At 39.0% G+C, this 21528-nt stretch carries 22 protein-coding genes; 7 read left to right on the top strand and 15 right to left on the bottom strand.

The features are described from left to right. Window positions 1-49: 49 nt before the first annotated feature. On the top strand, window positions 50-364 hold the full coding sequence (locus tag EZ444_RS14485; RefSeq protein ID WP_090785128.1) for a DUF3467 domain-containing protein: 315 nt from the start codon (window positions 50-52) through the stop codon (window positions 362-364). On the opposite strand, the gene miaA is transcribed toward EZ444_RS14485, so the two are convergent. Genes miaA through EZ444_RS14515 form a run of 6 tightly spaced genes read right to left on the bottom strand, consistent with a single transcriptional unit; the run spans window position 361 to window position 5982 of the window. Next, window positions 361-1278, bottom strand: a complete 918-nt coding sequence (gene miaA / locus EZ444_RS14490; RefSeq protein WP_131609883.1) for a tRNA (adenosine(37)-N6)-dimethylallyltransferase MiaA — start codon at window positions 1276-1278, stop codon at window positions 361-363. The genes EZ444_RS14485 and miaA overlap by 4 nt on opposite strands. After that, window positions 1278-1931, bottom strand: coding sequence for an IS1096 element passenger TnpR family protein (locus EZ444_RS14495; RefSeq protein WP_131609884.1), 654 nt, complete (start codon window positions 1929-1931; stop codon window positions 1278-1280). The genes miaA and EZ444_RS14495 overlap by 1 nt, the downstream gene beginning before the upstream one ends. 57 nt (window positions 1932-1988) lie before the next feature. After that, window positions 1989-3395: a CCA tRNA nucleotidyltransferase gene (locus EZ444_RS14500; RefSeq protein ID WP_131609885.1), complete on the bottom strand. Its 1407-nt coding sequence runs from the start codon at window positions 3393-3395 to the stop codon at window positions 1989-1991. Window positions 3396-3421: 26 nt separating this feature from the next. Further along, a complete protein-coding gene (locus tag EZ444_RS14505; RefSeq protein WP_131609886.1) occupies window positions 3422-3988 on the bottom strand; it encodes an L-threonylcarbamoyladenylate synthase in 567 nt (188 codons plus the stop codon). A gap of 55 nt (window positions 3989-4043) precedes the next feature. Continuing rightward, window positions 4044-5159 carry a glycosyltransferase family 4 protein gene (locus EZ444_RS14510; RefSeq protein WP_131609887.1) on the bottom strand — a complete coding sequence of 372 codons (1116 nt, stop codon included), beginning with the start codon at window positions 5157-5159 and terminating at the stop codon, window positions 4044-4046. Between the two features lie 4 nt (window positions 5160-5163). Next, window positions 5164-5982: a 2,3,4,5-tetrahydropyridine-2,6-dicarboxylate N-succinyltransferase gene (locus tag EZ444_RS14515; protein ID WP_169472289.1), complete on the bottom strand. Its 819-nt coding sequence runs from the start codon at window positions 5980-5982 to the stop codon at window positions 5164-5166. Between the two features lie 78 nt (window positions 5983-6060). Here EZ444_RS14515 and EZ444_RS14520 point away from each other — a divergent pair, with 78 nt between their 5' ends. Further along, window positions 6061-6459 carry an RNA-binding S4 domain-containing protein gene (locus EZ444_RS14520; RefSeq protein WP_131609889.1) on the top strand — a complete coding sequence of 133 codons (399 nt, stop codon included), beginning with the start codon at window positions 6061-6063 and terminating at the stop codon, window positions 6457-6459. Here the strand turns inward: EZ444_RS14520 and EZ444_RS14525 are convergent. The 3 genes from EZ444_RS14525 to EZ444_RS14535 all read right to left on the bottom strand — a co-directional run bounded on the left by EZ444_RS14525 (window position 6456) and on the right by EZ444_RS14535 (window position 8343). Further along, window positions 6456-7193 (bottom strand): EcsC family protein, encoded by a 738-nt coding sequence (locus tag EZ444_RS14525; RefSeq protein ID WP_131609890.1) that lies wholly within the window; start codon window positions 7191-7193, stop codon window positions 6456-6458. The two genes, EZ444_RS14520 and EZ444_RS14525, sit on opposite strands and share 4 nt — an antisense overlap. Continuing rightward, window positions 7186-7689: a nucleoside deaminase gene (locus EZ444_RS14530; protein WP_131609891.1), complete on the bottom strand. Its 504-nt coding sequence runs from the start codon at window positions 7687-7689 to the stop codon at window positions 7186-7188. Before EZ444_RS14530 ends, EZ444_RS14525 begins: the two co-directional genes overlap by 8 nt. Before the next feature lie 66 nt (window positions 7690-7755). Continuing rightward, complete coding sequence (locus tag EZ444_RS14535) at window positions 7756-8343, bottom strand: OmpH family outer membrane protein (protein WP_131609892.1); 588 nt, start codon at window positions 8341-8343, stop codon at window positions 7756-7758. Between the two features lie 256 nt (window positions 8344-8599). Here EZ444_RS14535 and gyrB point away from each other — a divergent pair, with 256 nt between their 5' ends. Then, the gene (gyrB, locus tag EZ444_RS14540) at window positions 8600-10558 is read left to right on the top strand and encodes a DNA topoisomerase (ATP-hydrolyzing) subunit B (RefSeq protein ID WP_131609893.1); all 1959 of its coding nucleotides are present in this window, start codon (window positions 8600-8602) and stop codon (window positions 10556-10558) included. A gap of 59 nt (window positions 10559-10617) precedes the next feature. Here gyrB and EZ444_RS14545 read toward each other — a convergent pair whose 3' ends face one another. Next, on the bottom strand, window positions 10618-11043 hold the full coding sequence (locus tag EZ444_RS14545) for an aspartyl protease family protein (RefSeq protein ID WP_131609894.1): 426 nt from the start codon (window positions 11041-11043) through the stop codon (window positions 10618-10620). A gap of 4 nt (window positions 11044-11047) precedes the next feature. Next, window positions 11048-11986, bottom strand: a complete 939-nt coding sequence (mdh, locus tag EZ444_RS14550; protein ID WP_131609895.1) for a malate dehydrogenase — start codon at window positions 11984-11986, stop codon at window positions 11048-11050. Window positions 11987-12129: 143 nt separating this feature from the next. On the opposite strand from mdh, the gene EZ444_RS14555 reads away from it, so the two are divergent. The 4 genes from EZ444_RS14555 to EZ444_RS14570 all read left to right on the top strand — a co-directional run bounded on the left by EZ444_RS14555 (window position 12130) and on the right by EZ444_RS14570 (window position 18572). After that, window positions 12130-12615 carry a lipocalin family protein gene (locus EZ444_RS14555; RefSeq protein ID WP_131609896.1) on the top strand — a complete coding sequence of 162 codons (486 nt, stop codon included), beginning with the start codon at window positions 12130-12132 and terminating at the stop codon, window positions 12613-12615. An 88-nt stretch (window positions 12616-12703) separates the two neighbouring features. Then, window positions 12704-17134, top strand: coding sequence for a DNA polymerase III subunit alpha (gene dnaE, locus EZ444_RS14560; protein WP_131609897.1), 4431 nt, complete (start codon window positions 12704-12706; stop codon window positions 17132-17134). 132 nt (window positions 17135-17266) lie between these two features. Beyond that, a complete protein-coding gene (gene trxA / locus EZ444_RS14565) occupies window positions 17267-17584 on the top strand; it encodes a thioredoxin (RefSeq protein WP_090785159.1) in 318 nt (105 codons plus the stop codon). A gap of 67 nt (window positions 17585-17651) precedes the next feature. After that, window positions 17652-18572 (top strand): DUF58 domain-containing protein, encoded by a 921-nt coding sequence (locus EZ444_RS14570; protein WP_131609898.1) that lies wholly within the window; start codon window positions 17652-17654, stop codon window positions 18570-18572. A gap of 36 nt (window positions 18573-18608) precedes the next feature. On the opposite strand, the gene EZ444_RS14575 is transcribed toward EZ444_RS14570, so the two are convergent. The 4 genes from EZ444_RS14575 to EZ444_RS14590 are packed head-to-tail and all read right to left on the bottom strand — an operon-like array spanning window position 18609 to window position 21519. Further along, entirely contained in the window at window positions 18609-19796 is a 1188-nt protein-coding gene (locus tag EZ444_RS14575) for an aspartate aminotransferase family protein (protein WP_131609899.1), read from the bottom strand. A 16-nt stretch (window positions 19797-19812) separates the two neighbouring features. Then, window positions 19813-20265, bottom strand: a complete 453-nt coding sequence (locus EZ444_RS14580) for a hypothetical protein (RefSeq protein ID WP_131609900.1) — start codon at window positions 20263-20265, stop codon at window positions 19813-19815. An 11-nt stretch (window positions 20266-20276) separates the two neighbouring features. Further along, window positions 20277-20924, bottom strand: a complete 648-nt coding sequence (locus EZ444_RS14585) for a hypothetical protein (RefSeq protein WP_131609901.1) — start codon at window positions 20922-20924, stop codon at window positions 20277-20279. Between the two features lie 34 nt (window positions 20925-20958). Further along, window positions 20959-21519 carry an RNA polymerase sigma factor gene (locus EZ444_RS14590; RefSeq protein ID WP_131609902.1) on the bottom strand — a complete coding sequence of 187 codons (561 nt, stop codon included), beginning with the start codon at window positions 21517-21519 and terminating at the stop codon, window positions 20959-20961. Window positions 21520-21528 lie beyond the last annotated feature (9 nt).

The following is a 21528-nucleotide window of genomic DNA, read 5'->3' on the forward strand; positions in this document are numbered from 1 at the left end:
GGGGATTTTTTTTTGCCAGTCAATACTAAAAATTATCTAAGTTTGTCTTATGGAAGAACAAAACAACGAGAACCAATTAAATATTGAGCTTTCTGAAGAAATCGCAGAAGGGATATTTTCTAATCTGGCTATTATCACACACTCGAATACGGAGTTTGTATTGGATTTTATCAGGGTTATGCCTGGTGTACCTAAAGCAAGAGTAAAATCAAGGATTATATTGACACCTGAGCATGCTAAAAGATTAGTAGCTGCAATGCAGGATAATATTGAAAAATATGAAGCTGTAAATGGACGTATAAAGACTCAAGAGGAGCCTCCAGGTTTTCCGATGAACTTTGGTGGCCCTACGGCGCAGGCTTAGTCTGCTTTTTGACCGATATAATTGATGACGGCATTATCTTGGCCAGGTTCAAACCAGGCGGTGCTGTCATCTCTTCTAAACCATGTAAGCTGGCGTTTTGCAAAACGTCTGGTGTTCTGCTTAATTTGATCTACGGCGTCTTTCAACGCGATTTCGCCATCTAAATAAGCGAATAATTCTGAATACCCCACTGTATTGAGTGCATTGTATTTTCTGAAGGGTTGTAGACCCTTTACTTCATCTAATAAACCCGCTTCCATCATTTTATCTACACGTTGGTTTATCCGGTTGTAGAGCTCCGAACGGTCCATATTCAGACCTATTTTGATGATATTGAATGGTCTGATTTTTTTGCTGTTGGTAAGATGGGCAGATAGTTTTGTACCTGTAGATAGGTAAAATTCCAGACCTCTGATCATGCGTTGTGGATTGGACTGATCCACTTTGTTATAGTATTCGGGATCATACTCGCTGAGCTGCTTTTTGATAGCTTCCAGGCCCTCGTTTGCTAGCTGTTGATTAAGTTTTTCGCGGATGTTCATATCTGTTTCCGGAAGATCATCTAATCCATTACATACGGCATCTATATACAAACCGGAGCCGCCAACCATGATCAACAGGTTATGCTTTTCAAACAATTGAGTAATTCGATCAATGGCTTGTATTTCGAAATCACCAGTACTAAATAAGTTTTCTATGCTATGGGAGTTGATAAAGTGATGGGGTGCAGCAGCCAGTTCTTCGGCTGAAGGTTTTGCTGTTCCAATTTCCATCTCCTTAAAAAATTGCCTGGAGTCGGCTGATATGATTTCAGTAGAAAAATGCCTGGCCAAAGCAATGGCCAGTGCAGTTTTTCCTATTCCGGTTGGACCAACAATTACAATTAATGTTTTATTTAATGCCATATCTGGCATTAATAGTCCTCTTTACTATTGTATTCTTCGTCTTCGTAGTCATCATTGTCTGCAAATTCATCTGCATCATCAGTTTCTTCTTCATCAGCGTCGTCAGATTTTTCTTCTGCATTGATGCCTCGGCCACCCATCGCTTCGATTTCTTCTGTGTCTTCAGGTACAAAATCCATTTCATTTAAGAAATCAAATTCTGTAGATGCTGGAGCCGCAGATACTGTAACAGCGCCAAAGTTATCCTTTTCGATAATTTTAGGGGCTTCTCCTGTACTTTTTACCAAGAATGGATACTCTATGTTCGGATCTGGATCAAGGATGATCTTGATGAGTTCTACGTGAAAATCAAATGGACGGTCGAAGTTATAGATGTAATAAAATTTCTGGTGTGGGTCTTCGATGAATCTGTTTAATTTAGAAGTTTCCATCAAGGCTACCCCTCTATCTGTTTTACGTTGCGTTGGCAGATAGGCAATTTCATCACCTTTTATCCAGTTGTCAGTACTTACAAAAAATGATGATGATTTCTCCGCAGAGTACCCAGTTGAACGGTGTACTGCTTTATGCAAATCTTCAAATGTTTGGGTGGACTTGATATCTATTTCCCGTACTACTTCATCGAAATCTTCGAAACTTATTCTAAATCTATAAATTGCCATTTTAGCCTCTTTTCTAGGTATAAAATTAAAAAATAAAATATACTTTATATAATTGTGTTAACGCTTTATTGGCTGAAGCCCGAATTCTTTAGCTTTTTCAAGCATAAATTGTAACGCGTTATCGTATGTGTTTGTTATTTCTCCTTCCAGAATTGCTTCTCGGATGGCATTTTTAAGTAGGCCGACTTCTTTTCCAGCACTTAAACCAAAAATCTCCATGATGTCATTACCGGAGATAGGGGGTTGCCAATTTCTGATCTTGTCGCGTTCTTCTACATCTTTGAGTTTTTGTTTTACCAGTTCAAAGTTATTGCGGTATTTTTTTACCTTATACTCATTTTTGGTAGTCACATCGGCATTGCAGAGCAACATTAAGCTCTCTATGTCTTCGCCGGCATCAAATAATAGTCTTCTTACTGCCGAGTCTGTGACCACTTCTTGTGCCAATACAATGGGGCGAAGGTGTAGTTGCACCAGTTTTTGCACAAACTTCATCTTTTCATTTAGGGGAAGTTTAAGCTGAGCAAATATCTTAGGAACCATTCGTGCGCCTTTATCTTCGTGACCGTGAAAGGTCCAGCCATGTCCTTCTTCAAAACGTTTGGTGGCGGGTTTAGCAATGTCATGCAAGATTGCTGCCCAGCGTAGCCAAAGGTCTTTGGTAGTCTCGCAGATGTTATCGAGTACTTGTAGGGTGTGGTAAAAATTATCTTTGTGCCCTTTTCCATTAATGATGTCAACCCCATACAGGCCGGCCATTTGTGGAAATATGAGCTGAAGTAGTCCGGTATCAAATAAGTATTTAAAACCTATTGACGGAACATCCGACATTATAATCTTGTTCAGCTCGTCAGTGATGCGCTCTTTAGAAAGGATGCTAATGCGTTCTTTCTGCTTCTTTATTGCATTTAAAGCTTGTTCGTCGATACTGAAATTAAGCTGCGAAGCAAAACGAATTGCGCGCATCATGCGCAAAGGGTCATCTGAAAAGGTAAGCTCAGGTTCCAGTGGTGTCCGGATCAACTTGTTATTGAGATCGATTATCCCGTTAAAAGGATCAACCAGCTGCCCGTAATTTGCTTTGTTTAAAGATATGGCCAGTGCATTAATGGTAAAATCTCTTCTCAGTTGATCATCTTCAATTGTACCATTCTCTACAATGGGTTTACGTGAATCTGAACGATAGGATTCTTTCCTGGCACCTACAAATTCTATTTCCAGATCCTGGTATTTAAGCATTGCAGTACCGAAGTTTTTAAAAACAGCGACTTTACTTTTCAGGTGTTTACCTGCAAGCTCCGCAAATTCGATTCCGTTGCCTAGTACTACAATATCAATGTCTTTAGAGGGTCTGTTTAGGAAAATATCCCTTACATAACCGCCAATAATATAGGCTTCGATATGGTGTGTGTCAGCTATGCCGGCAAGCGCTTTAAAAATAGGATGTTGTAAATGTTGTTCCATCGATGAGATTGCAAAAGTAGTAAAACTTACCTTCTAATAAAGGAAAATTGACCTCCGGGCGCTAATTTCATTATGGTTGATGGCTTTTTATTGGTTTTGAGTTCTTGCTCCAAGTCAACAATATAGTCTACTGCTTCTTTTATTTCGTCACTAATCTCGTCAAAAAAGAGTGGAGTTGGGGCACCAGATACATTTGCAGATGTTGAGGTAATGGGTTTGCGAAACCTTTGAATAAGTTGTTGGCAGAAATCATGTTTAGCAATCCTTATTCCAATGCTTCCATCGGCATTGATTACATTTTTTGCTAGATTTTTAGCACCGGGAAATACTAAGGTAAGTGGGTTTTCTGCGTATTCTATCAGGTCGTATGCCACATCAGGTACTTCATTTACATAGCTTTGTAGTTTGTTATCGGTATCTAAAAGAATGATGAAGCTTTTGTCGGCTGCACGGCCCTTAATTTCATTGATTTTTGCGACTGCCTGTTCATTGGTGGCATCGCAACCAAGTCCCCACACTGTATCTGTAGGATAAAGGATGACTCCTCCGTCTTTTAAAACAGCAAGGGCTTTTTCAATTTCTGTTCTTAGCATAGGGTAAAATTACAATTTTATCCTTACTGCATCAAAGACGATTTTTATAGATGATTTATTTAAAAGTTTTGATGTACAACTGCATCATCTGATTGCTGATGTGTTCGTTATTAAATTTCTGAACGTAAGCTATGCCTTTTTCTTTCATTTCGGCTTGTAGGTCAGGATTGGCCAATATCTTATTTATGGCATTCGCCAAAGCGGTATGATCAGTAGGATGAACGTAAATGCTGTTGGGGCCGCCGGCCTCTTCAAGGCAAGAACCTGTTGCAGCCACTACAGGAACATGAGTGTACAAGGCCTCAATGATGGGGATTCCGAAACCTTCATATACGGAAGGGTATGCAAAAACAGTGGCCATTTGGTAAATGACTGGGAGATCGGTAAAGGGGACATTTTGAAGAAAAAGAACCCGGTCGATTAAGCCCTGTTCTTGAATCTCTTTTTCTACCAATTTATAATAACCCGTCTTTTTTCCTATTACGACCAGCTTATATGCTTCGTTTACATTTTTCAATGCTTTTATTAAGGTAAGCAGGTTTTTCCTGGTCTCTATGGTACCTACATTTAAAATGTACTGATCCGGTAGGTTGTATTTTTCATGAACAAGCTTTTTTGTTTCGGCTGTTGCTTGCAATTTGAAACTGTCATCGCAACTTTGATAAATGACTTCAATTTTATCGGGAGCAATTTTAAAAAACTGGATAATGTCTTGTTTGGTTTGTTCACTTATGGCAATGATACCATCCGCATGTTTGCAGGCATACCTGGTTTTTAGGTTATAGATAAATCGATCAATGACACCGAAGTTTTTAGGGAACTTAATGAAGATCAGATCATGTATAGTTACTATAGAAGGGATGCCAGTTTTATGGATGCCAATTGGAATTTCATGGCTTAGGCCATGGTAAAGATCTATTCTATCTTTTAACAGTTGTTTTTTTATCCCTAAGCTTCTCCACAATAAACCTTTTGTTTCGGGCAGTTTCAGGTGTATCGCTTTGGTGTTGATAAAAGCGTTAACCTGTGGGATGTCTTTTACTTTGGGGCTGTAAACAAAATATTGGTTTTGAGGGAAATATTTGGCCAGGTGGCCAATTAATGAGCGGCTGTAGTTACCTAAACCTGTAAGATTATTTGCTGCTCTTTTTCCGTCAAAACCAATATTCATTATATTATACTGCTACATTGTTTTCTCTCAATGCATCATTAAGGGAAGTTTTTTTATCTGTTGATTCTTTACGTTTGCCAATGATCAGGGCACATGGTACGTGGTATTCTCCAGCAGGGAATTTCTTAGCGTAGCTACCAGGAATTACAACCGAGCGTGCAGGAACGATACCTTTATACTCAACAGGAGTTGAGCCAGTTATATCAATGATTTTTGTAGATGCGGTTAATACTACGTTTGCACCTAGTACAGCTTCTTTTTCTACGCGTACACCTTCGACAACGATCGCTCTTGATCCAAGGAAACAGTTGTCTTCGATAATTACTGGAGCAGCCTGGATAGGTTCTAAAACACCACCAATACCAACACCACCGCTTAAGTGTACATGTTTTCCAATTTGAGCACATGAGCCAACTGTAGCCCAGGTATCTACCATCGTACCTTCATCAACATAAGCACCTATGTTTACATAAGAAGGCATCATAATTACACCTTTAGCTAAGTATGCGCCATAACGGGCACTTGCACCAGGAACAACTCTTACACCTATCTCTTTGTAATTGGTTTTTAATTTCATTTTATCATGAAAAACAAAAGGGCCCATTTCAATTTCCTTCATTTGTCTGATCGGGAAATAAAGTATTACTGCTTTTTTTATCCATTCATTAATACCCCAAGAGTTAAGGACTGGTTCTGCAACGCGTAATTCGCCTTTGTCTAACTGCATAACTACAGTTTCAATTGCTTCGCAATGTTCGCTATATTCTAATAAAGTTCTGTCTTCCCAAGCGGCTTCTACCAACTTTTTTAATTCTGCTATCATGATCGTTTGTTATTTTTTGACAAAATAAATCAATTTTATGTATTGACGATGTGTTTTCTTAATGTATTTTTGATTTTTATGGCTGAACAAGAGAAATTACGGATAGATAAATACTTATGGGCAATAAGATTATTTAAAACCAGGAGCTTGGCAACTGAAGCTTGCAAGGCTGGGCGTGTGAAGTTTAATGGTCAAAATCTTAAAGCTTCGGCAATTGTAAAGCCCGGAGATGTTTATCAGGTATCTAAAGGAATTGAAAAGAAATTAATTGAGGTGGTAGAGCTTTTGTACAACAGGGTTGAGGCTAAAATTGCTGTTACAAAATATAAAGATATTACTCCTATAGAGGAAACACATGGATTTAAGTCCATGTTTCATGCACCGGCGCTTAAGCGGGATCGAGGTACAGGAAGGCCAACTAAAAAAGACAGACGCGAAACTGACGATTTAATAGGGGGTATGTTTGAAGAGGATTAACTTAACAGTTTTGGATTTTCAATTAATCGTAACCTATAAGCTTGCATAGCTGTTTTTCCTAATTTTTTAATCAATTGGTAATTGGCAACGGCACCCACTGCTGCACCAACAACTGGGAGTAGCTGGGCTAGTTTAGCCAGGTCTATATAATCGCGGTATTCTTGCTGAAAAGTCAACCAGTCAAAATCATTAGGGTCTTCTGGAAGTGTTGACAATTGTTTTTCCCAGTCTTGGATATGCATAAACACTTTTGTTGTGCCCTGTTTGCTCGAAAATGCCAATTGAAATATGTATAAGATGTAAAGTCGCTCCCGGTAATCTTTCACCTCAAAGCCGTATAAAGCCGCGATTTCAAAAAGCAATTTCATTTTAATGGCAATTAGAATTGGGAAATCCGCCATACTTGTTAAAAAACCACCTGCTCCTGTAATCCCACCTTCTGCAGCTCCAGTTTTGCAGTAATTATCTATTTTTTGTAAGATCAGAGATTCGCGGTGTATCATACTCATCTCTTTTGGGGCCATAGCTGATGTTGTATAAGTAGAGCCATAGAGCACTGTTTTTACCATTGCTTTCATTGCTGTGGTAATGGTTTTGTGAACTTTATCTGGAATATAGCTATTGAGTTTTTTCTGGATATTATTGGTCATCCTATTTAGAAAAGATGGTTTGCGCAGCATCTCTCTTTTCCAGAACTCCAGTTCGATGTGTATTTTTTGGTTATAGCTATTCATTGTTTGTGGTGCTTAATAGGCTATTCGTAAAGGACTTTTTTTTCCACAGTTTAAAGGCCTGTTGAGCTTCGTCTCTCATCATTTGTTGGATTGGGAGTTTGCGTTGGTCCATCGGTTTGTTCAATTCGTCATAAATAAATTTATCACTAAAGCCGATGTATTCAGCATCCTGTTTGGTGTTGGCATAATAAATAGTATCAATTTTTGCCCAATAGACTGCGCTTAAACACATAGGACAGGGCTCGCAACTTGTGTAAATTACACAACCACTTAAATCAAACGTTTTTAACTTTTTACAGGCAATTCGTATTGCGGATACCTCCGCGTGGGCCGTTGGGTCGTTTGTTGAGGTTACTTTATTTGCACTTTTGGCGATCATTTTTCCGTCTTTCACTATTACTGCACCAAAAGGTTCGCCCACATTATTCAGGACATTTTCTTCCGAAAGCTGTATGGCCATTTTCATGAATTTTTCGTGTTGGTTCATCTTTGTCATAATTAAAATATTGCACAAAAAAAATGCCCCGATTGGTCGGGGCATTTGAATGTCATTTATTAATGATTATTTTTTGTAAGCATCATTTAAACCAACAATCACTTCGCTGGTTACATCTAAGCTTTCATCAGCAAATAAAATTGTACCGTTTCCTTTTGAGTAACCTAATACCATTTTATAACCTTTTTTCTTTGCGTATTCTTTTAAATAGTCAGCAACTTTATCGTATAATTTTTCGTTTTCAGCAGCTTGCTCATTTTGAATTGCAGCACCAGCGTTTTGACTGTATGCTTGTAATTCTTGTTGTTTACGAGCTAATCTTTCTTCTGTTGAAGCTCTTTGGTCAGCAGGTAGCGTGTTAGCTTGTTGTTGATACTGTGCAACTTCACGTTTAAATGCTTGCTCTTTTGAAGCAAGGTCAGTTTGTGCGGTTTTAGATTTTGCTTCTAATTTCTCTTTCAGATCTTTGAAATAATGATATTTTGTAAGTAGAGAATCAGAGTTTACGTAAACAATTTTCTCATTGTTTGAAACTGTGGTTGAATCAGATTTTTTAACCGTAGCGCCTTTATCATCTTTATTTTGGCATGATGCCATCACAGAAACTAGTGCAACTGCAGTAGCAATACCGCTTAATTTTAATGTTGTCTTCATTTATATTAATTGTTCTTTTTTGTCAAAAATTAGGTTTTTTACCTTGTTTTTTAAGCCTAATGAAGCGTAATTTAAGCTCGTTTGGTTTATTTTTTATGGGTAAATTTCAACAAATATAAAATTTCAAAATCAGTATCCTAAGGAAGTGTGTTTTTTAGAATGTTTTTAGGGCATTATTTGGTCAAATAGTTATCCACATTTGCCTTAAATTGACCATAATTGGTTAAATTTGAATCTTATTGTTTTATAAAAAAATATGAGCGAAGAAAAAGATCCAAAGTCAAATTATTCGGCAGATAATATACAGGTATTAGAAGGATTGGAAGCGGTGCGTAAGCGCCCTTCGATGTATATAGGCGATACTGGAATTAAAGGTTTACATCACCTTGTGTATGAGGTAGTAGACAACTCAATCGATGAGGCATTGGCAGGACATGCTGATACTATTTATGTAAATATTTTAAAAGACAACTCTATCAGGGTTGAGGATAACGGTCGTGGTATTCCTACAGGGATCATGCAAAAGGAGCAAAAATCGGCTCTTGAAATTGTAATGACTGTACTACACGCTGGAGGTAAATTTGATAAGGATACTTATAAAGTTTCTGGTGGTTTACACGGTGTGGGTGTGAGTTGTGTTAACGCGTTGTCAACACACCTTAAGGCCGAAGTTTACGGTCAAGGTAAGATCTGGGCGCAGGAATATGAAAAAGGAAAGCCGCAATATGATGTTAAAATCGTTGGCGAATCTGATAAAAGAGGTACAGTAATTACGTTTACACCAGATCCTACTATTTTTACGCAAACCACGGAGTATCGTTTTGATACTTTAGCTTCTAGGTTAAGAGAGCTTTCGTTCCTGAATAAAGGAATCAAGCTAACGCTGACTGATGAACGCGAAGAAATGGAAGACGGTAAATTCTTGACTGAACTATTCCACTCAGAAGGTGGATTGAAAGAGTTTGTTCAATTCCTTGATGGAACTCGTCCTTCATTAATTCCTGAACCTATCTATGTTGAAGGTATTAAAAATGGAATTCCTGTAGAGCTTGCTTTACAATATAACGATAGTTATTCTGAGAATGTTCACTCTTATGTGAACAATATTAATACCCATGAAGGAGGTACTCATATTGCCGGTTTTAGAAGAGGTTTAACAAGAACATTGAAAGCTTATGCTGATAAATCAGGTTTGCTTAAAAATGTAAAATTTGAGATTACTGGTGATGACTTTAGGGAAGGCTTAACCGCTGTAATTTCTGTTAAAGTTCAGGAACCTCAGTTTGAAGGTCAGACCAAAACTAAATTGGGTAACTCTGAGGTAATGGGTGCGGTAGATATTGCTGTAGGTGAAGCCTTAGGGATTTATCTTGAGGAATATCCGAAAGAAGCCAGAATGATCGTTAACAAGGTTATTCTAGCGGCAACAGCTCGTGCAGCAGCACGTAAAGCTCGAGAAATGGTTCAACGTAAGAGTGTTATGGGCGGTTCAGGTTTACCTGGTAAGCTTGCCGATTGTTCTGATAGTGATCCGGAAAAATGCGAGTTATACCTGGTGGAGGGAGACTCTGCGGGTGGTACTGCTAAGCAGGGCCGCGACCGTAACTTCCAGGCTATTCTTCCATTGAAAGGTAAGATCCTGAATGTGGAGAAAGCAATGGAGCATAAGATCTATGAAAATGATGAGATCAAGAATATGTTTACTGCTCTTGGCGTAAGTATCGGAACTCCAGAAGATGATAAAGCTTTAAATATTACTAAGCTACGTTACCACAAGGTTGTGATCATGACGGATGCGGATATTGATGGTTCACACATTACCACACTTATTTTAACCTTCTTCTTTAGATATATGAAGGCGCTTATTGAAGCTGGTTATGTGTACATCGCTGCTCCGCCTTTGTACCAGGTTAAAAAAGGTAAAGAGTTTGAATATTGCTGGAATGATAATCAACGTGATGCTGCTGTACAACGTCTAAAAGGTGCTGGTAAAGAAGAAAGTGTACATATTCAACGTTATAAAGGTTTGGGTGAGATGAACGCAGAGCAGCTTTGGGATACAACCTTAAATCCTGCTACGCGTACTTTGATGCAAGCTACTATTGAAAATGCTGCTGAGTGTGATCATACTTTCTCTATGTTGATGGGTGATGAGGTTGCTCCACGTAGAGAATTTATTGAGCGTAACGCGAAGTATGCGAAGATTGATGCTTAGTATTAAAAATATATTATAGTAAAAAATGGGCTGGATCATGAAAATGATTCAGCCCATTTTTATTCCTTATATAAGAACATTTTCATTTTCTTGTAGTTGATAATTGCATGGAATTTCAACAACAGATCGCCACCAATAATGGCACTAATTGGTGGATGTCCCAATCCTTCATACGCCTGATTAACGGCTTCCAGATCAAGGGCAACAGTCTCATAATCTCTTAAAATCAAACTCCCTATCTTTAATTTAGGGATGCTTGCCTGTAAAGTGCTTGAAGTAGTGAAAAGTGTAGTCGCATGCGCTTCTTCGGTGTGTTCCAGTTCTTTAACATGCGTTTGAATAAACGTTTTATCAAACACAGATCTTGAAGCACCGGTATCCACAACAGCGAATAACTTTTGCCCAAAAACAACAATTTCCACCAAAAGGTGGAAACCGTCGTCTTGTAAGTTTATTAAAGTTAGGGGAACAGCAATTGTTCTCATCAAATTAAACCAGTTTCATATCAGTTAACACTGCGTTCATGCTGCGCACTGCATCAGCGCTTTTAGCAAAGGCAGCTTGCTCTTCATCAGTCAGTTTAAAATCAAGGATTTTCTCAACCCCGTTTTTGCCAATGATGACAGGAACAACTAATGAAATATCTTTTTGACCATATTCGCCATCCAGGTAAACACCTGAAGAGATTAATTTTTTCTCATCGCGTACAATACTTTCAACCATGGCAGCGGTTCCAGCTCCAGGAGCATACCAGGCAGATGTACCAATTAGTCCGGTTAATGTAGCACCACCTACCATTGTTGCTTTTACAACTTTATCCTGTTGTTCTTTACTCAATAATTGAGTAACTGGGATACTGTTCCAGGTTGCATGATTAATCAATGGAATCATAGTTGTATCACCGTGACCGCCAATAACTACGGCATTCAAATCAGCAGGAGAACAGCCCAATTCCAGACTTAAGTAATATTTAAACCTCGACGAATCCAATGCACCACCCATACCAAGAATACGGTTTTTAGGTAGTCCAGAAGTTTTTAAGGTAAGGTAGTTCATGGTATCCATTGGGTTTGATACCACAATGATGATGGTGTTCGGTGAGTATTTTAAAATATTCTCAGTAACTCCTTTTACGATATTAGCATTAGTTCCGATCAGCTCTTCACGAGTCATTCCCGGTTTACGAGGTAGTCCCGAAGTAATCACTACAACTTCAGAATCCGCAGTACTTGCATAATCGTTGGTAACACCTTTAATTTTAGTGTCAAAGCCGAGTAAAGCGGCAGTTTGCATCATGTCAATCGATTTTCCTTCAGCAAAACCTTCCTTGATGTCTAATAAAATAAGTTCTTCAGCTAATTCTTTTCTGGCAATGTTATCTGCACAGGTGGCACCTACAGCGCCGGCACCTACAACTGTTATCTTCATAATATTTGTTTTATGTATGTTACCTTCTGTCGAAGTTATAAAATTACATGAGTTTAAAAAATGCTTTTGAAAACTTTCTTCTTCGTTAGGGGTTTTATGAGAAAGAATTTACATTTGCCTAATACTAAACGACCGGAGAACTTATGGATAACCAACCAGTAAAACGAGTAGATATTATGGCTTATGCAGGGAAGTGGTATTCGCTGTACTCCATTCCTACTTTTATGGATAAACACTGGCGCAGAAAGGTGGAGACTTATGTGATTCACCCAGATGGTTATTACGCCGTATTTACAACCTATAATGTTGTGGCTGAACAAAAACGAAAATACATCCGGTCTAAATTGTTTGTAGTGCGTGGCACGGGGAATGCTGTTTTCAAAGCACAATTGGTTTGGCCATTTAAGAATGATTATTGGGTGATTGAGCTCGCTGAGGATTATTCTTACGTAGTAGTTGGACATCCTAAACACAAAACCCTCGCTATTCTTTCTCGTAAACCAGAATTGCCAAAAGACTTGTTAAAAGAGATTGTAGACCGTTGCCGCCAAAAAGGATATGACACCTCAAAACTTGTATTTCAGGAACATAAGGCTGTACATCCGGAGCCTGAAAAGGAACATGCTTAAAATTACAATTGCTTTAATCAAGGGCAGCTAAAATTCCGTATTTTTGTCCCTTCATTTTGATTTCAGGAAACGAGAATAATTACCAGCTATGTATTTAATATTTGATACCGAAACCACCGGTTTACCACGCAATTGGAATGCTCCAATTACTGACACTGACAATTGGCCCAGGTGTATTCAGATTGCATGGCAACTACATGATGAATTAGGTAACCTGATAGAAAATCAGGATTATCTGGTAAGGCCTGATGGATTTAATATTCCGTATGATGCCGAGCGTATACATGGTATCTCAACTGAGCTAGCTGCCGAACAAGGTATTGGGCTAGACGAAGTATTAGAGAAATTTAATGTAGCCTTATCTAAAGCTAAATTTGTTGTAGGGCAGAACGTAGGCTTTGATGTGAACATCATGGGTTGTGAGTTTCACCGATTGGGTGTAGACAGTCCTATGGCCCAAATGCCGGTGTTAGATACCTGTACTGAAACCACTGCCGAGTTGTTAAAACTTCCGGGCGGACGTGGAGGTAAATTCAAACTACCTACACTAACAGAACTTCACCAGTATCTTTTTGGCGAACCATTTTCTGAAGCGCACAATGCGACTGCCGATGTTGAGGCTACTACCCGTTGTTTTTTACAACTAATCAAGTTAGAGGTTTTCAGACTCGACCAGTTACAGGCTGATCAGGCTTACATAAACCGATTTAAACAAAGTACACCACAAGTATTTGAACGCGTTGGTTTAAATCATATTAACCTTAAGTCTGCTTCTGAGGAAATCAGAAAGCGGCTACAACAGGCCGAAGGTCCTAAGGTTTCTAAAACTGAACTTGCAGAGAATAAAAAGGAGCTGGAAGCAGCAACTTATGTTCATTTGCACAACCATACACAGTTCTCCGTTCTGCAATCTACCATCAATATCCCTTCACTGATAAAAGCGGCCGCAGGTTATAAAATGCCCGCAGTGGCGATGACCGATCATGCAAACATGATGGGGGCTTTTCACTTTGTGGCTCAGGTACTGAACCATAACAAAGGTGTTGAGGCCAGAAATGAAGCTGCTGTAGCAGAAGGAAAAACGCCTGAAGAACAAATTATCAAGCCAATTATTGGTTGCGAATTCTTTGTGTGCGATAACCACCTGGACAAATCCAGAAAAGACAATGGTTATCAGGTAGTTTTATTGGCAAAGAATAAGACGGGCTACCATAACCTGGCTAAAATGTCGTCCATTGCCTATACCAAAGGTTTTTATTACATCCCAAGGATTGATAAGGCCGTTATAGAGCAATATAAGGAGGATATCCTGGTGCTCTCGGGTAACTTGTATGGAGAGATTTCAAGTAAGTTATTGAACCTTGGCGAAAAACAAGCCGAAGAAGCATTGCTGTGGTGGAAAGAACAGTTTGGCGACGATTTCTATATCGAACTGATGCGCCATAGTCAGGAAGACGAAGATATTGTTAATGGTATGCTAGTAGGACTGGCAAAGAAACATGAGGTAAAACTGATCGCCACCAATAACACCTATTACATCAATAAAAAAGATGCCAATGCCCACGATATTTTATTGTGTGTAAAGGACGGTGAAAAACAAGCAACACCAATTGGCCGTGGTCGTGGATTTAGGTTTGGTTTGCCCAATCAGGAATACTATTTCAAATCACCTGATGAAATGAAAAAGCTGTTCACAGATTTGCCAGAGGCAATTGTGAACATTCAGGAGATTGTAGATAAGATCGAGATTTATAAACTGGCACGTGAGGTGCTTTTACCTAAATTCGACATCTCTGACGAATTCTTGGTGAAAGAAGATGAAACCGATGGAGGTAAAAGGGGGGAGAATAAATATCTCCGCCATTTGACTTACGTAGGTGCTAAAAAACGATACGGCGAAATTACCCCTGAAATAGAGGAGCGACTAGATTTTGAGCTGCAAACCATTGAGAAAACCGGATACCCGGGATATTTCTTGATTGTACAGGATTTTATTGCTGAGGCTAGAAATCTGGATGTTTCGGTTGGACCGGGCCGGGGATCTGCTGCAGGATCTGCTGTAGCTTACTGTTTGGGGATTACCAATATTGACCCGATCAAGTATGATCTCCTTTTTGAGCGTTTCTTGAACCCGGATCGTGTATCCATGCCCGATATCGATATCGATTTTGATGACGAGGGTCGTGGTAGGGTTATGGACTACGTAATCAAAAAGTATGGTGCTAATCAGGTAGCTCAGATCATCACCTACGGTACGATGGCTGCCAAATCTTCCATAAAGGATACGGCGCGGGTATTGGATCTACCTCTGTTTGAGGCAGAGAAAATTGCTAAGCTGATTCCTAACATGAAGTTGGCCAAGATTTTCACCCTCGATGAAAAAAGCTTAAAAGAGGCACTTCGCCCAGATGAGTACGAGAAGGTGCTGGAGCTTAAAAATCTTGCTGAGGCTAAAGATTTAGGTGCTAAAACATTAGAGCAGGCTCAGATTTTAGAGGGCTCTTTAAGAAACACAGGTATTCACGCTTGTGGGGTAATTATTACGCCAAGCGACATTACCAACTTCGTTCCGGTAGCTACAGCAAAAGATTCGGACCTGTATGTTACGCAGTTCGATAACTCGGTGGTAGAGAGTGCCGGTTTGTTGAAAATGGACTTTTTGGGGTTAAAAACATTAACCCTGATCAAGGATACCGTTAAGCTGGTTAAGTTTAGGCACGATATAGATCTTGATCCTGATAGCTTCCCAATTGACGATGTCAAAACATACGAGCTTTTCCAAAGAGGTGAAACCATCGGCATTTTCCAGTATGAGAGTACCGGGATGCAGAAGTACATGAAGGAGTTAAAGCCTACCGTATTTGGTGACTTGATTGCCATGAACGCTTTGTATCGTCCTGGGCCCTTGGAGTATATTCCAAGTTTCGTACGTAGAAAGAACGGTGAGGAAGAGATTAAGTACGATTTGGATGCCTGTGAGGAGTATTTGAAAGAAACTTACGGGATTACAGTATACCAGGAGCAGGTGATGCTTTTATCGCAAAAGCTTGCCGGATTTACCAAAGGTGAGGCCGACGTTTTGCGTAAGGCGATGGGTAAAAAGCAAAAAGAGGTATTGGATAAGATGAAGCCTAAGTTTGTGAAACAGGCGGCAGAGAAAGGCCATGACCCAGCAACACTAGAGAAGATCTGGAAAGATTGGGAAGCCTTTGCATCTTATGCCTTCAACAAATCACACTCTACCTGTTATGCTTGGATTGCTTACCAGACCGCTTATTTAAAAGCACACTTCCCTGCAGAATATATGGCTGCAGTACTGTCCAACAACATGAGTGACATTAAGCAAGTTGCCTTCTTTATGGAAGAGTGCAAGCAAATGGGTGTTCGCGTATTGGGCCCAGATGTAAATGAATCTGGTACTAAATTCTCTGTAAATATAGCAGGAGAAGTCCGCTTCGGATTATCTGGTATTAAAGGAGTAGGAGATAAGGCGGTAGAGAGCATTATCGAAGACCGCAAAGAAAACGGAATGTATAAGGATTTGTACGATTTTGCCAGAAGATCAAATACGCGTACCGTAAATAAAAAGGCTTACGAGAGTTTTGTTTACAGTGGAGCTTTTGATGGTTTTGGGAATCATCGTGCGCAGTATTTTTTTGTAGGGATCAACGACAAGCTGAATGGTATTGAAAAGGTGATTAAATATGCCAATGATTTCCAGAACAATGAATCATCTTCACAATCCTCTTTATTTGGGGGCTCTATTGCCGATCTGATTCTGGAGCCTTCTTTACCAGTTGCACCTGAATGGAGCTTGATAGACCGACTTAAATTTGAAAAGGATGCGATTGGTATCTTTTTATCTGGTCACCCCTTAGATAACTATAAGTTAGAGCTAAAGGAGTTTTGCCAACATAAGGTAAGACACTTGGCTTTGGTAAATAAAATAAGAACTGGTGATACCAACGAAGAGGTGCTTGCTGAGTTTGAAACGATAAAGAATAGAGAGCTTGTAGTAGGAGGCTTGGTTGTTTTGTCAGCACAACGTATGACAAAAACCGGAAAACCTTTTGGTACCATGGTTTTTGAAGATTATGATGACACCAGCGAAATGGCTTTATTTGGTGATGATTTTATCAAATTTAAACAGTTTTTAACTGATGGATATTTTCTTCAGATTCGCGGAAGAGTTGGTGAGCGATTTAGAAAGGAAGGGGATTGGGAGTTTAAAATCACCTCTATCAATCTGTTATCTGAATTAAGAGACAAGCTGGCCAAGAGTGTAACTATCCAGGTACCCATAGAACGTGTGAATGATGATTTTATGAGTCAGATACTGGCTGTTCTGGAAAACAATAAGGCGAGTACTGACCAGCAAAACTGTCAATTGCTGTTTGATATATACGACAGGGAGCAAAATGTAGTGGTAAAAATGCCATCAAAATCATTTAAAATTAACCCTACAAACGATTTTCTTGACCAATTGGAGGCTTTAAACGTGGGGTCAAAGTTGAACTAATGTCATAATGGCATTAGCTGGCTTGATGGCATTACAATTGATTATATATTTGTAGTCTGCAAGCGGTATACATTAAGGAAGTAGAGAACGCTCAGGCAAAAACTAAGATAACTAATATAAAAAAATAGAATTATGGCTTTAGAAATCACAGATGCTAACTTCGAAGAATTAGTGTTAAAATCAGATAAACCCGTTTTAGTTGACTTTTGGGCGGAATGGTGTGGTCCATGTCGCATGGTAGGTCCTGTAGTAGATGAAATCTCAAAAGAATACGAAGGAAAAGCGATTGTAGGAAAGGTTAATGTTGATAACAATCCTCAAATCTCTACTCAGTTTGGTATCCGTAACATCCCTGCTTTATTGTTCTTCAAAAATGGTGAAGTAGTAGATAAACAAGTAGGTGCCGTGCCTAAATCAGTACTTGCACAGAAATTAGATAAACAGTTGTAATAAACTTAATATCATACAATAAAAAAGCGTTCATAACATTAATGAACGCTTTTTTTATATTTACACTATGCAGTCGCCAATTGATGAACAAAGTCTACATTTTAATGCCAATCTCGAATTGCTTGCCCGGCAAGTAGTCGAAGGTTTTATTACAGGTCTGCATAAAAGCCCTTTTCATGGTTTCTCTGTCGAGTTTGCCGAACACAGAATTTATAATGTTGGGGATAACGTTAAAAATATAGATTGGAAACTATATGCGCGTACCGACAAGCTGTTTAGCAAGCGTTACGAAGAAGAAACAAATCTGCGCTGCCAATTTATCATTGATGTTTCCTCATCGATGTATTTTCCGCTTAAAGAGTATAATAAACTCAATTTTTCAGTACAATCTGTCGCAGCACTGATTTATCTGCTAAAAAGGCAGCGTGACGCATTTGGATTGAGCTTGTTTACTGACCATCTGGTTTTAAATACACCTGCAAAGTCTACCACAACGCATCAGAAGTTTTTGTTGGCCAAGTTGGAAGAGGTGCTGAAAACAGATCAAATGAACATTAAAACTGATCTTGAACAAGCATTACACCAGATCGCAGAATTGATTCATAAACGCTCTTTGGTTGTTGTTTTTAGTGATATGCTAAATACGGTACACGATGAGCATCAAATTGAGGGCTTGTTTGCTGCGCTGCAGCACCTAAAGTTTAACAAGCATGAAGTGATTATTTTTAACGTAACCGATAAGGCTAAAGAAGTAGATTTTAAGTTTGAAAACCGTCCTTATGAGTTTTTAGATATGGAGACAGGCGCTGTATTGAAAACACACACTTCAAAAGTTAAGGATGCTTATCTTTCCCGAATGCAGGAATATCGGCAGGCTATCCAATTAAAATGTACACAGTACAAAATAGATATGATAGACGCCGACATTGCACAGGGCTTTCATCCTATACTACAGGCTTACCTGATTAAAAGACAAAAAATGAGTTAAATAACTCGTTATTCGGTCTTCATCCGCGCAAATACGCTATGCTAAAGCTTGAACATTCTTCAGGATAATCCCACAAGCCCATTCAATTTCTTCCTCAGTGATAATAAGCGGCGGTACTAAGCGCATCGAATTGCTGCAATGCAAAAACCAATCGCTAATTAGGCCATCTACGATACAGGCGTCTATGATTTTCTTATTGAGCTCAAAGTTTTCAAACTCTATAGCCATCATCAAACCGATACCACGAACCTCTTTAATAGCCGGATGTTGAAGTAGCTTTTTAAACAGTAAGCCTTTTTCTGTTACCCCATCCGTAATGTTTTCACTTAGGATGGTCTGTAGGGTTGCCAAACCGGCAGCGCAGCTTACAGGATGCCCACCAAAGGTAGTAATGTGACCAAGGATAGGGTTTGTAGCAAGAGCTATCATGATTTCGTGTGAGCTGATAAAAGCTCCGATAGGCATACCGCCACCAATGCCTTTAGCTAATAAAAGGATGTCTGGAACGATGCCAAAATGCTCAAAGCCAAATAGCTTACCTGTACGTCCAAAACCACATTGTATTTCATCAAATACCAATAAAGTACCAGTTTCAGTACACTTTGTTCTTAAGGCTTCAAAATAAGCCTTGTCGGCTACTCTTATGCCTGCCTCGCCCTGAACAGTCTCCATAAACACGGCCGCAGTATTGGTCGTAATCAGGTCCAGATCCGGTAACGACCCGTAATTGATAAATTTAATATTGGGTAAAAGAGGTCTGTAGGCTTGTTTAAATTCTTCGTTACCCATTAGGCTTAGCGCACCCTGAGTACTGCCATGATAAGAGTTGTGGCAGGCAATGATTTCAGCGCGATGTGTATATCTTTTGGCCAGTTTCATAGCGCCTTCCACAGCTTCAGCTCCTGAGTTTACGAAGTAGGTGCAATTTAAGTTGGCAGGTAATACATCTGCTAGTGCTTTTGCGAAGTTTACCTGTGGACTTTGTACAAACTCCCCATAAACCATAATATGCATATAACTTGCTGCTTGTTGCTGTACAGCACTTACAACTGCGGGGTGGCAGTGTCCAACATTGCTTACGCCAATGCCGGCAATTAAATCCATATATTTCCTGCCCTCTACATCATAAAGATACATTCCGCTGGCTTTAACAAATTCTAATAAAAGCGGTTCTAAAGTCGTTTGAGCGTTGTGTTGAAGAAATAACTGACGTTGTGTAAGCATACGCCAAAATTACAAATTAATTTGGCTGCTGCTTGGTGCTATTTCTATATTTTGACAGTAATTCTCTTTTAAAGGCTTCCTGTGCCCTATAAAACTTGCCAACGATTTTTATCGGTAGATTTTCCCTCAATTTCGAATAATAGCGTCTATCCAGGTTTAATTCTCTTTGTCTCATATTAAAATCATTTGTAATTAAAGTTTGTACTTGATTGTCAGACAATTCCTCGATTTCAGTGATTTTTCTAAAGCTGATCATTTTTTGACTACGTTCTTTGCGTAGCTCATCTTGTTCACGTTGCCAATCGGTATAAATTGGCCAAAAAACTTTAGCCTCTTCTGCAGAAAGATCTAGCTTTTGGGTTAAGTAAGCAATTTTATACGATTCAATTTCATTTTTGCGGTCCCCATATCCTTGAGCCGAAACTATGATAGGGAGGATGAATAGAAAAGCAATAAGTAACTGTTTCATTTGATATTGATTTATAGATTCGAAGCGATTTCATTTTGTGAATAATTGCTAAGAATATAGTTTTCCAAAGCTACATCTTTAGCTGCAGGCTTTGCTTGTTGCAAGTCATTGTCTTTTATATGGTCAATAATGACGTCCTCATCAATGTCATATAAAATTTGCTCAGTCGCCAATTCATTATAGGCCAATTTTTGAGCCGGTTTGTGTTGTTGGTAAAAATAAACTCCGGTAGCACTCATTATCATAAAACAAGCTGCTGAAGCGTATTTTAAGAGCTTTGAATGCCATAAACGAACCACCCTTGGTGATTGTGGTGTTTTGGCTTCATAAATCGTCTTACTCAAGATATTTGACTGTAGCTGCTCGAAGTAATTTGCTGGTACGGCATAGTCATGCCCTTCAGGCACAGCTGCTTTAATTTTTTCTTTCAGTAAGGCTGCATTGATGTCTTCCCTAAGCTCGTTAAAGTAGTTGATAGGCGTAGTAAAGCCGGATTCGGCCACTTTAGTCTTTATTTTTTCGAGATATACAGCGTTTGATATACGAAGCGGTAATTCCTCGAAATATCCTTCGGGAACAGAAAAAGGATGGTGTACAGATAAGCCAGCCAATATTGGCGCTTCCTTTTTCCAATCGTTATTTTCTTCTTGATTATCCATTACAAGTATATTGATGCATTATATCCCAAAAGGTTTAAAAGGTAATGTCTTCATTTAGCATAAAAGTTTCAATTTTTTTTACGGCAATGTGAAATGAGGCTTTTAATGCCCCTACACTGGTGCCAGTAATTTCAGAAATTTCCTCATACTTTAAATCGTCGAAGTACTTCATATTGAATATCAGACGTTGCTTTTCTGGGAGCGTAAGCACTGCTTGTTGAAGTTTTAACTGAACTTTATCGCCATTAAAATGAGAGGAGGCAATTAAAGTCTCAGACAATTCTGCTGATACTTCATCTAAAGGGGTATTGTTCCGTTGTTTCTTTTTATTTAAAAAAGTAATGGATTCATTGGTCGCAATGCGATAAATCCAGGTATACAGTTGAGCGTCGCTGCGGAATTTTTCAAGGTTCTTCCAAACCTTTACAAAGGTATCCTGCACCAGATCATCGGCGTCATCATGGTCAATAACCAATCGTCTGACGTGCCAATATATCTTTTGCTGGTATTTATGTAGAAGCAGGTTAAAGGCTTCATCACGAGTTTTTGTATTTAAGAATTTCTCTAAAATCTCTGAATCTTCAACCTGCTTCATTAATCGATC

The sequence above is a fragment of the Pedobacter hiemivivus genome (assembly GCF_004331685.1).
In the GTDB taxonomy this organism is placed as follows: Bacteria; Bacteroidota; Bacteroidia; order Sphingobacteriales; family Sphingobacteriaceae; genus Pedobacter; species Pedobacter hiemivivus.

What these genes read in the sequence shown, in the direction of transcription:
- trxA (WP_090785159.1), top strand. Translation starts at nt 17,267, where the DNA reads ATGGCTTTAGAAATCACAGATGCTAACTTCGAAGAATTAGTGTTAAAA.
- EZ444_RS14590 (WP_131609902.1), bottom strand. Translation starts at nt 21,519, where the DNA reads ATGAAGCAGGTTGAAGATTCAGAGATTTTAGAGAAATTCTTAAATACA.
- EZ444_RS14570 (WP_131609898.1), top strand. Translation starts at nt 17,652, where the DNA reads ATGCAGTCGCCAATTGATGAACAAAGTCTACATTTTAATGCCAATCTC.
- gyrB (WP_131609893.1), top strand. Translation starts at nt 8,600, where the DNA reads ATGAGCGAAGAAAAAGATCCAAAGTCAAATTATTCGGCAGATAATATA.
- EZ444_RS14555 (WP_131609896.1), top strand. Translation starts at nt 12,130, where the DNA reads ATGGATAACCAACCAGTAAAACGAGTAGATATTATGGCTTATGCAGGG.
- miaA (WP_131609883.1), bottom strand. Translation starts at nt 1,278, where the DNA reads ATGCCAGATATGGCATTAAATAAAACATTAATTGTAATTGTTGGTCCA.
- EZ444_RS14580 (WP_131609900.1), bottom strand. Translation starts at nt 20,265, where the DNA reads ATGAAACAGTTACTTATTGCTTTTCTATTCATCCTCCCTATCATAGTT.
- EZ444_RS14500 (WP_131609885.1), bottom strand. Translation starts at nt 3,395, where the DNA reads ATGGAACAACATTTACAACATCCTATTTTTAAAGCGCTTGCCGGCATA.
- EZ444_RS14530 (WP_131609891.1), bottom strand. Translation starts at nt 7,689, where the DNA reads ATGACAAAGATGAACCAACACGAAAAATTCATGAAAATGGCCATACAG.
- EZ444_RS14585 (WP_131609901.1), bottom strand. Translation starts at nt 20,924, where the DNA reads ATGGATAATCAAGAAGAAAATAACGATTGGAAAAAGGAAGCGCCAATA.
- EZ444_RS14575 (WP_131609899.1), bottom strand. Translation starts at nt 19,796, where the DNA reads ATGCTTACACAACGTCAGTTATTTCTTCAACACAACGCTCAAACGACT.
- EZ444_RS14495 (WP_131609884.1), bottom strand. Translation starts at nt 1,931, where the DNA reads ATGGCAATTTATAGATTTAGAATAAGTTTCGAAGATTTCGATGAAGTA.
- mdh (WP_131609895.1), bottom strand. Translation starts at nt 11,986, where the DNA reads ATGAAGATAACAGTTGTAGGTGCCGGCGCTGTAGGTGCCACCTGTGCA.
- EZ444_RS14505 (WP_131609886.1), bottom strand. Translation starts at nt 3,988, where the DNA reads ATGCTAAGAACAGAAATTGAAAAAGCCCTTGCTGTTTTAAAAGACGGA.
- dnaE (WP_131609897.1), top strand. Translation starts at nt 12,704, where the DNA reads ATGTATTTAATATTTGATACCGAAACCACCGGTTTACCACGCAATTGG.
- EZ444_RS14545 (WP_131609894.1), bottom strand. Translation starts at nt 11,043, where the DNA reads ATGAGAACAATTGCTGTTCCCCTAACTTTAATAAACTTACAAGACGAC.
- EZ444_RS14510 (WP_131609887.1), bottom strand. Translation starts at nt 5,159, where the DNA reads ATGAATATTGGTTTTGACGGAAAAAGAGCAGCAAATAATCTTACAGGT.
- EZ444_RS14515 (WP_169472289.1), bottom strand. Translation starts at nt 5,982, where the DNA reads ATGATAGCAGAATTAAAAAAGTTGGTAGAAGCCGCTTGGGAAGACAGA.
- EZ444_RS14520 (WP_131609889.1), top strand. Translation starts at nt 6,061, where the DNA reads ATGGCTGAACAAGAGAAATTACGGATAGATAAATACTTATGGGCAATA.
- EZ444_RS14535 (WP_131609892.1), bottom strand. Translation starts at nt 8,343, where the DNA reads ATGAAGACAACATTAAAATTAAGCGGTATTGCTACTGCAGTTGCACTA.
- EZ444_RS14485 (WP_090785128.1), top strand. Translation starts at nt 50, where the DNA reads ATGGAAGAACAAAACAACGAGAACCAATTAAATATTGAGCTTTCTGAA.
- EZ444_RS14525 (WP_131609890.1), bottom strand. Translation starts at nt 7,193, where the DNA reads ATGAATAGCTATAACCAAAAAATACACATCGAACTGGAGTTCTGGAAA.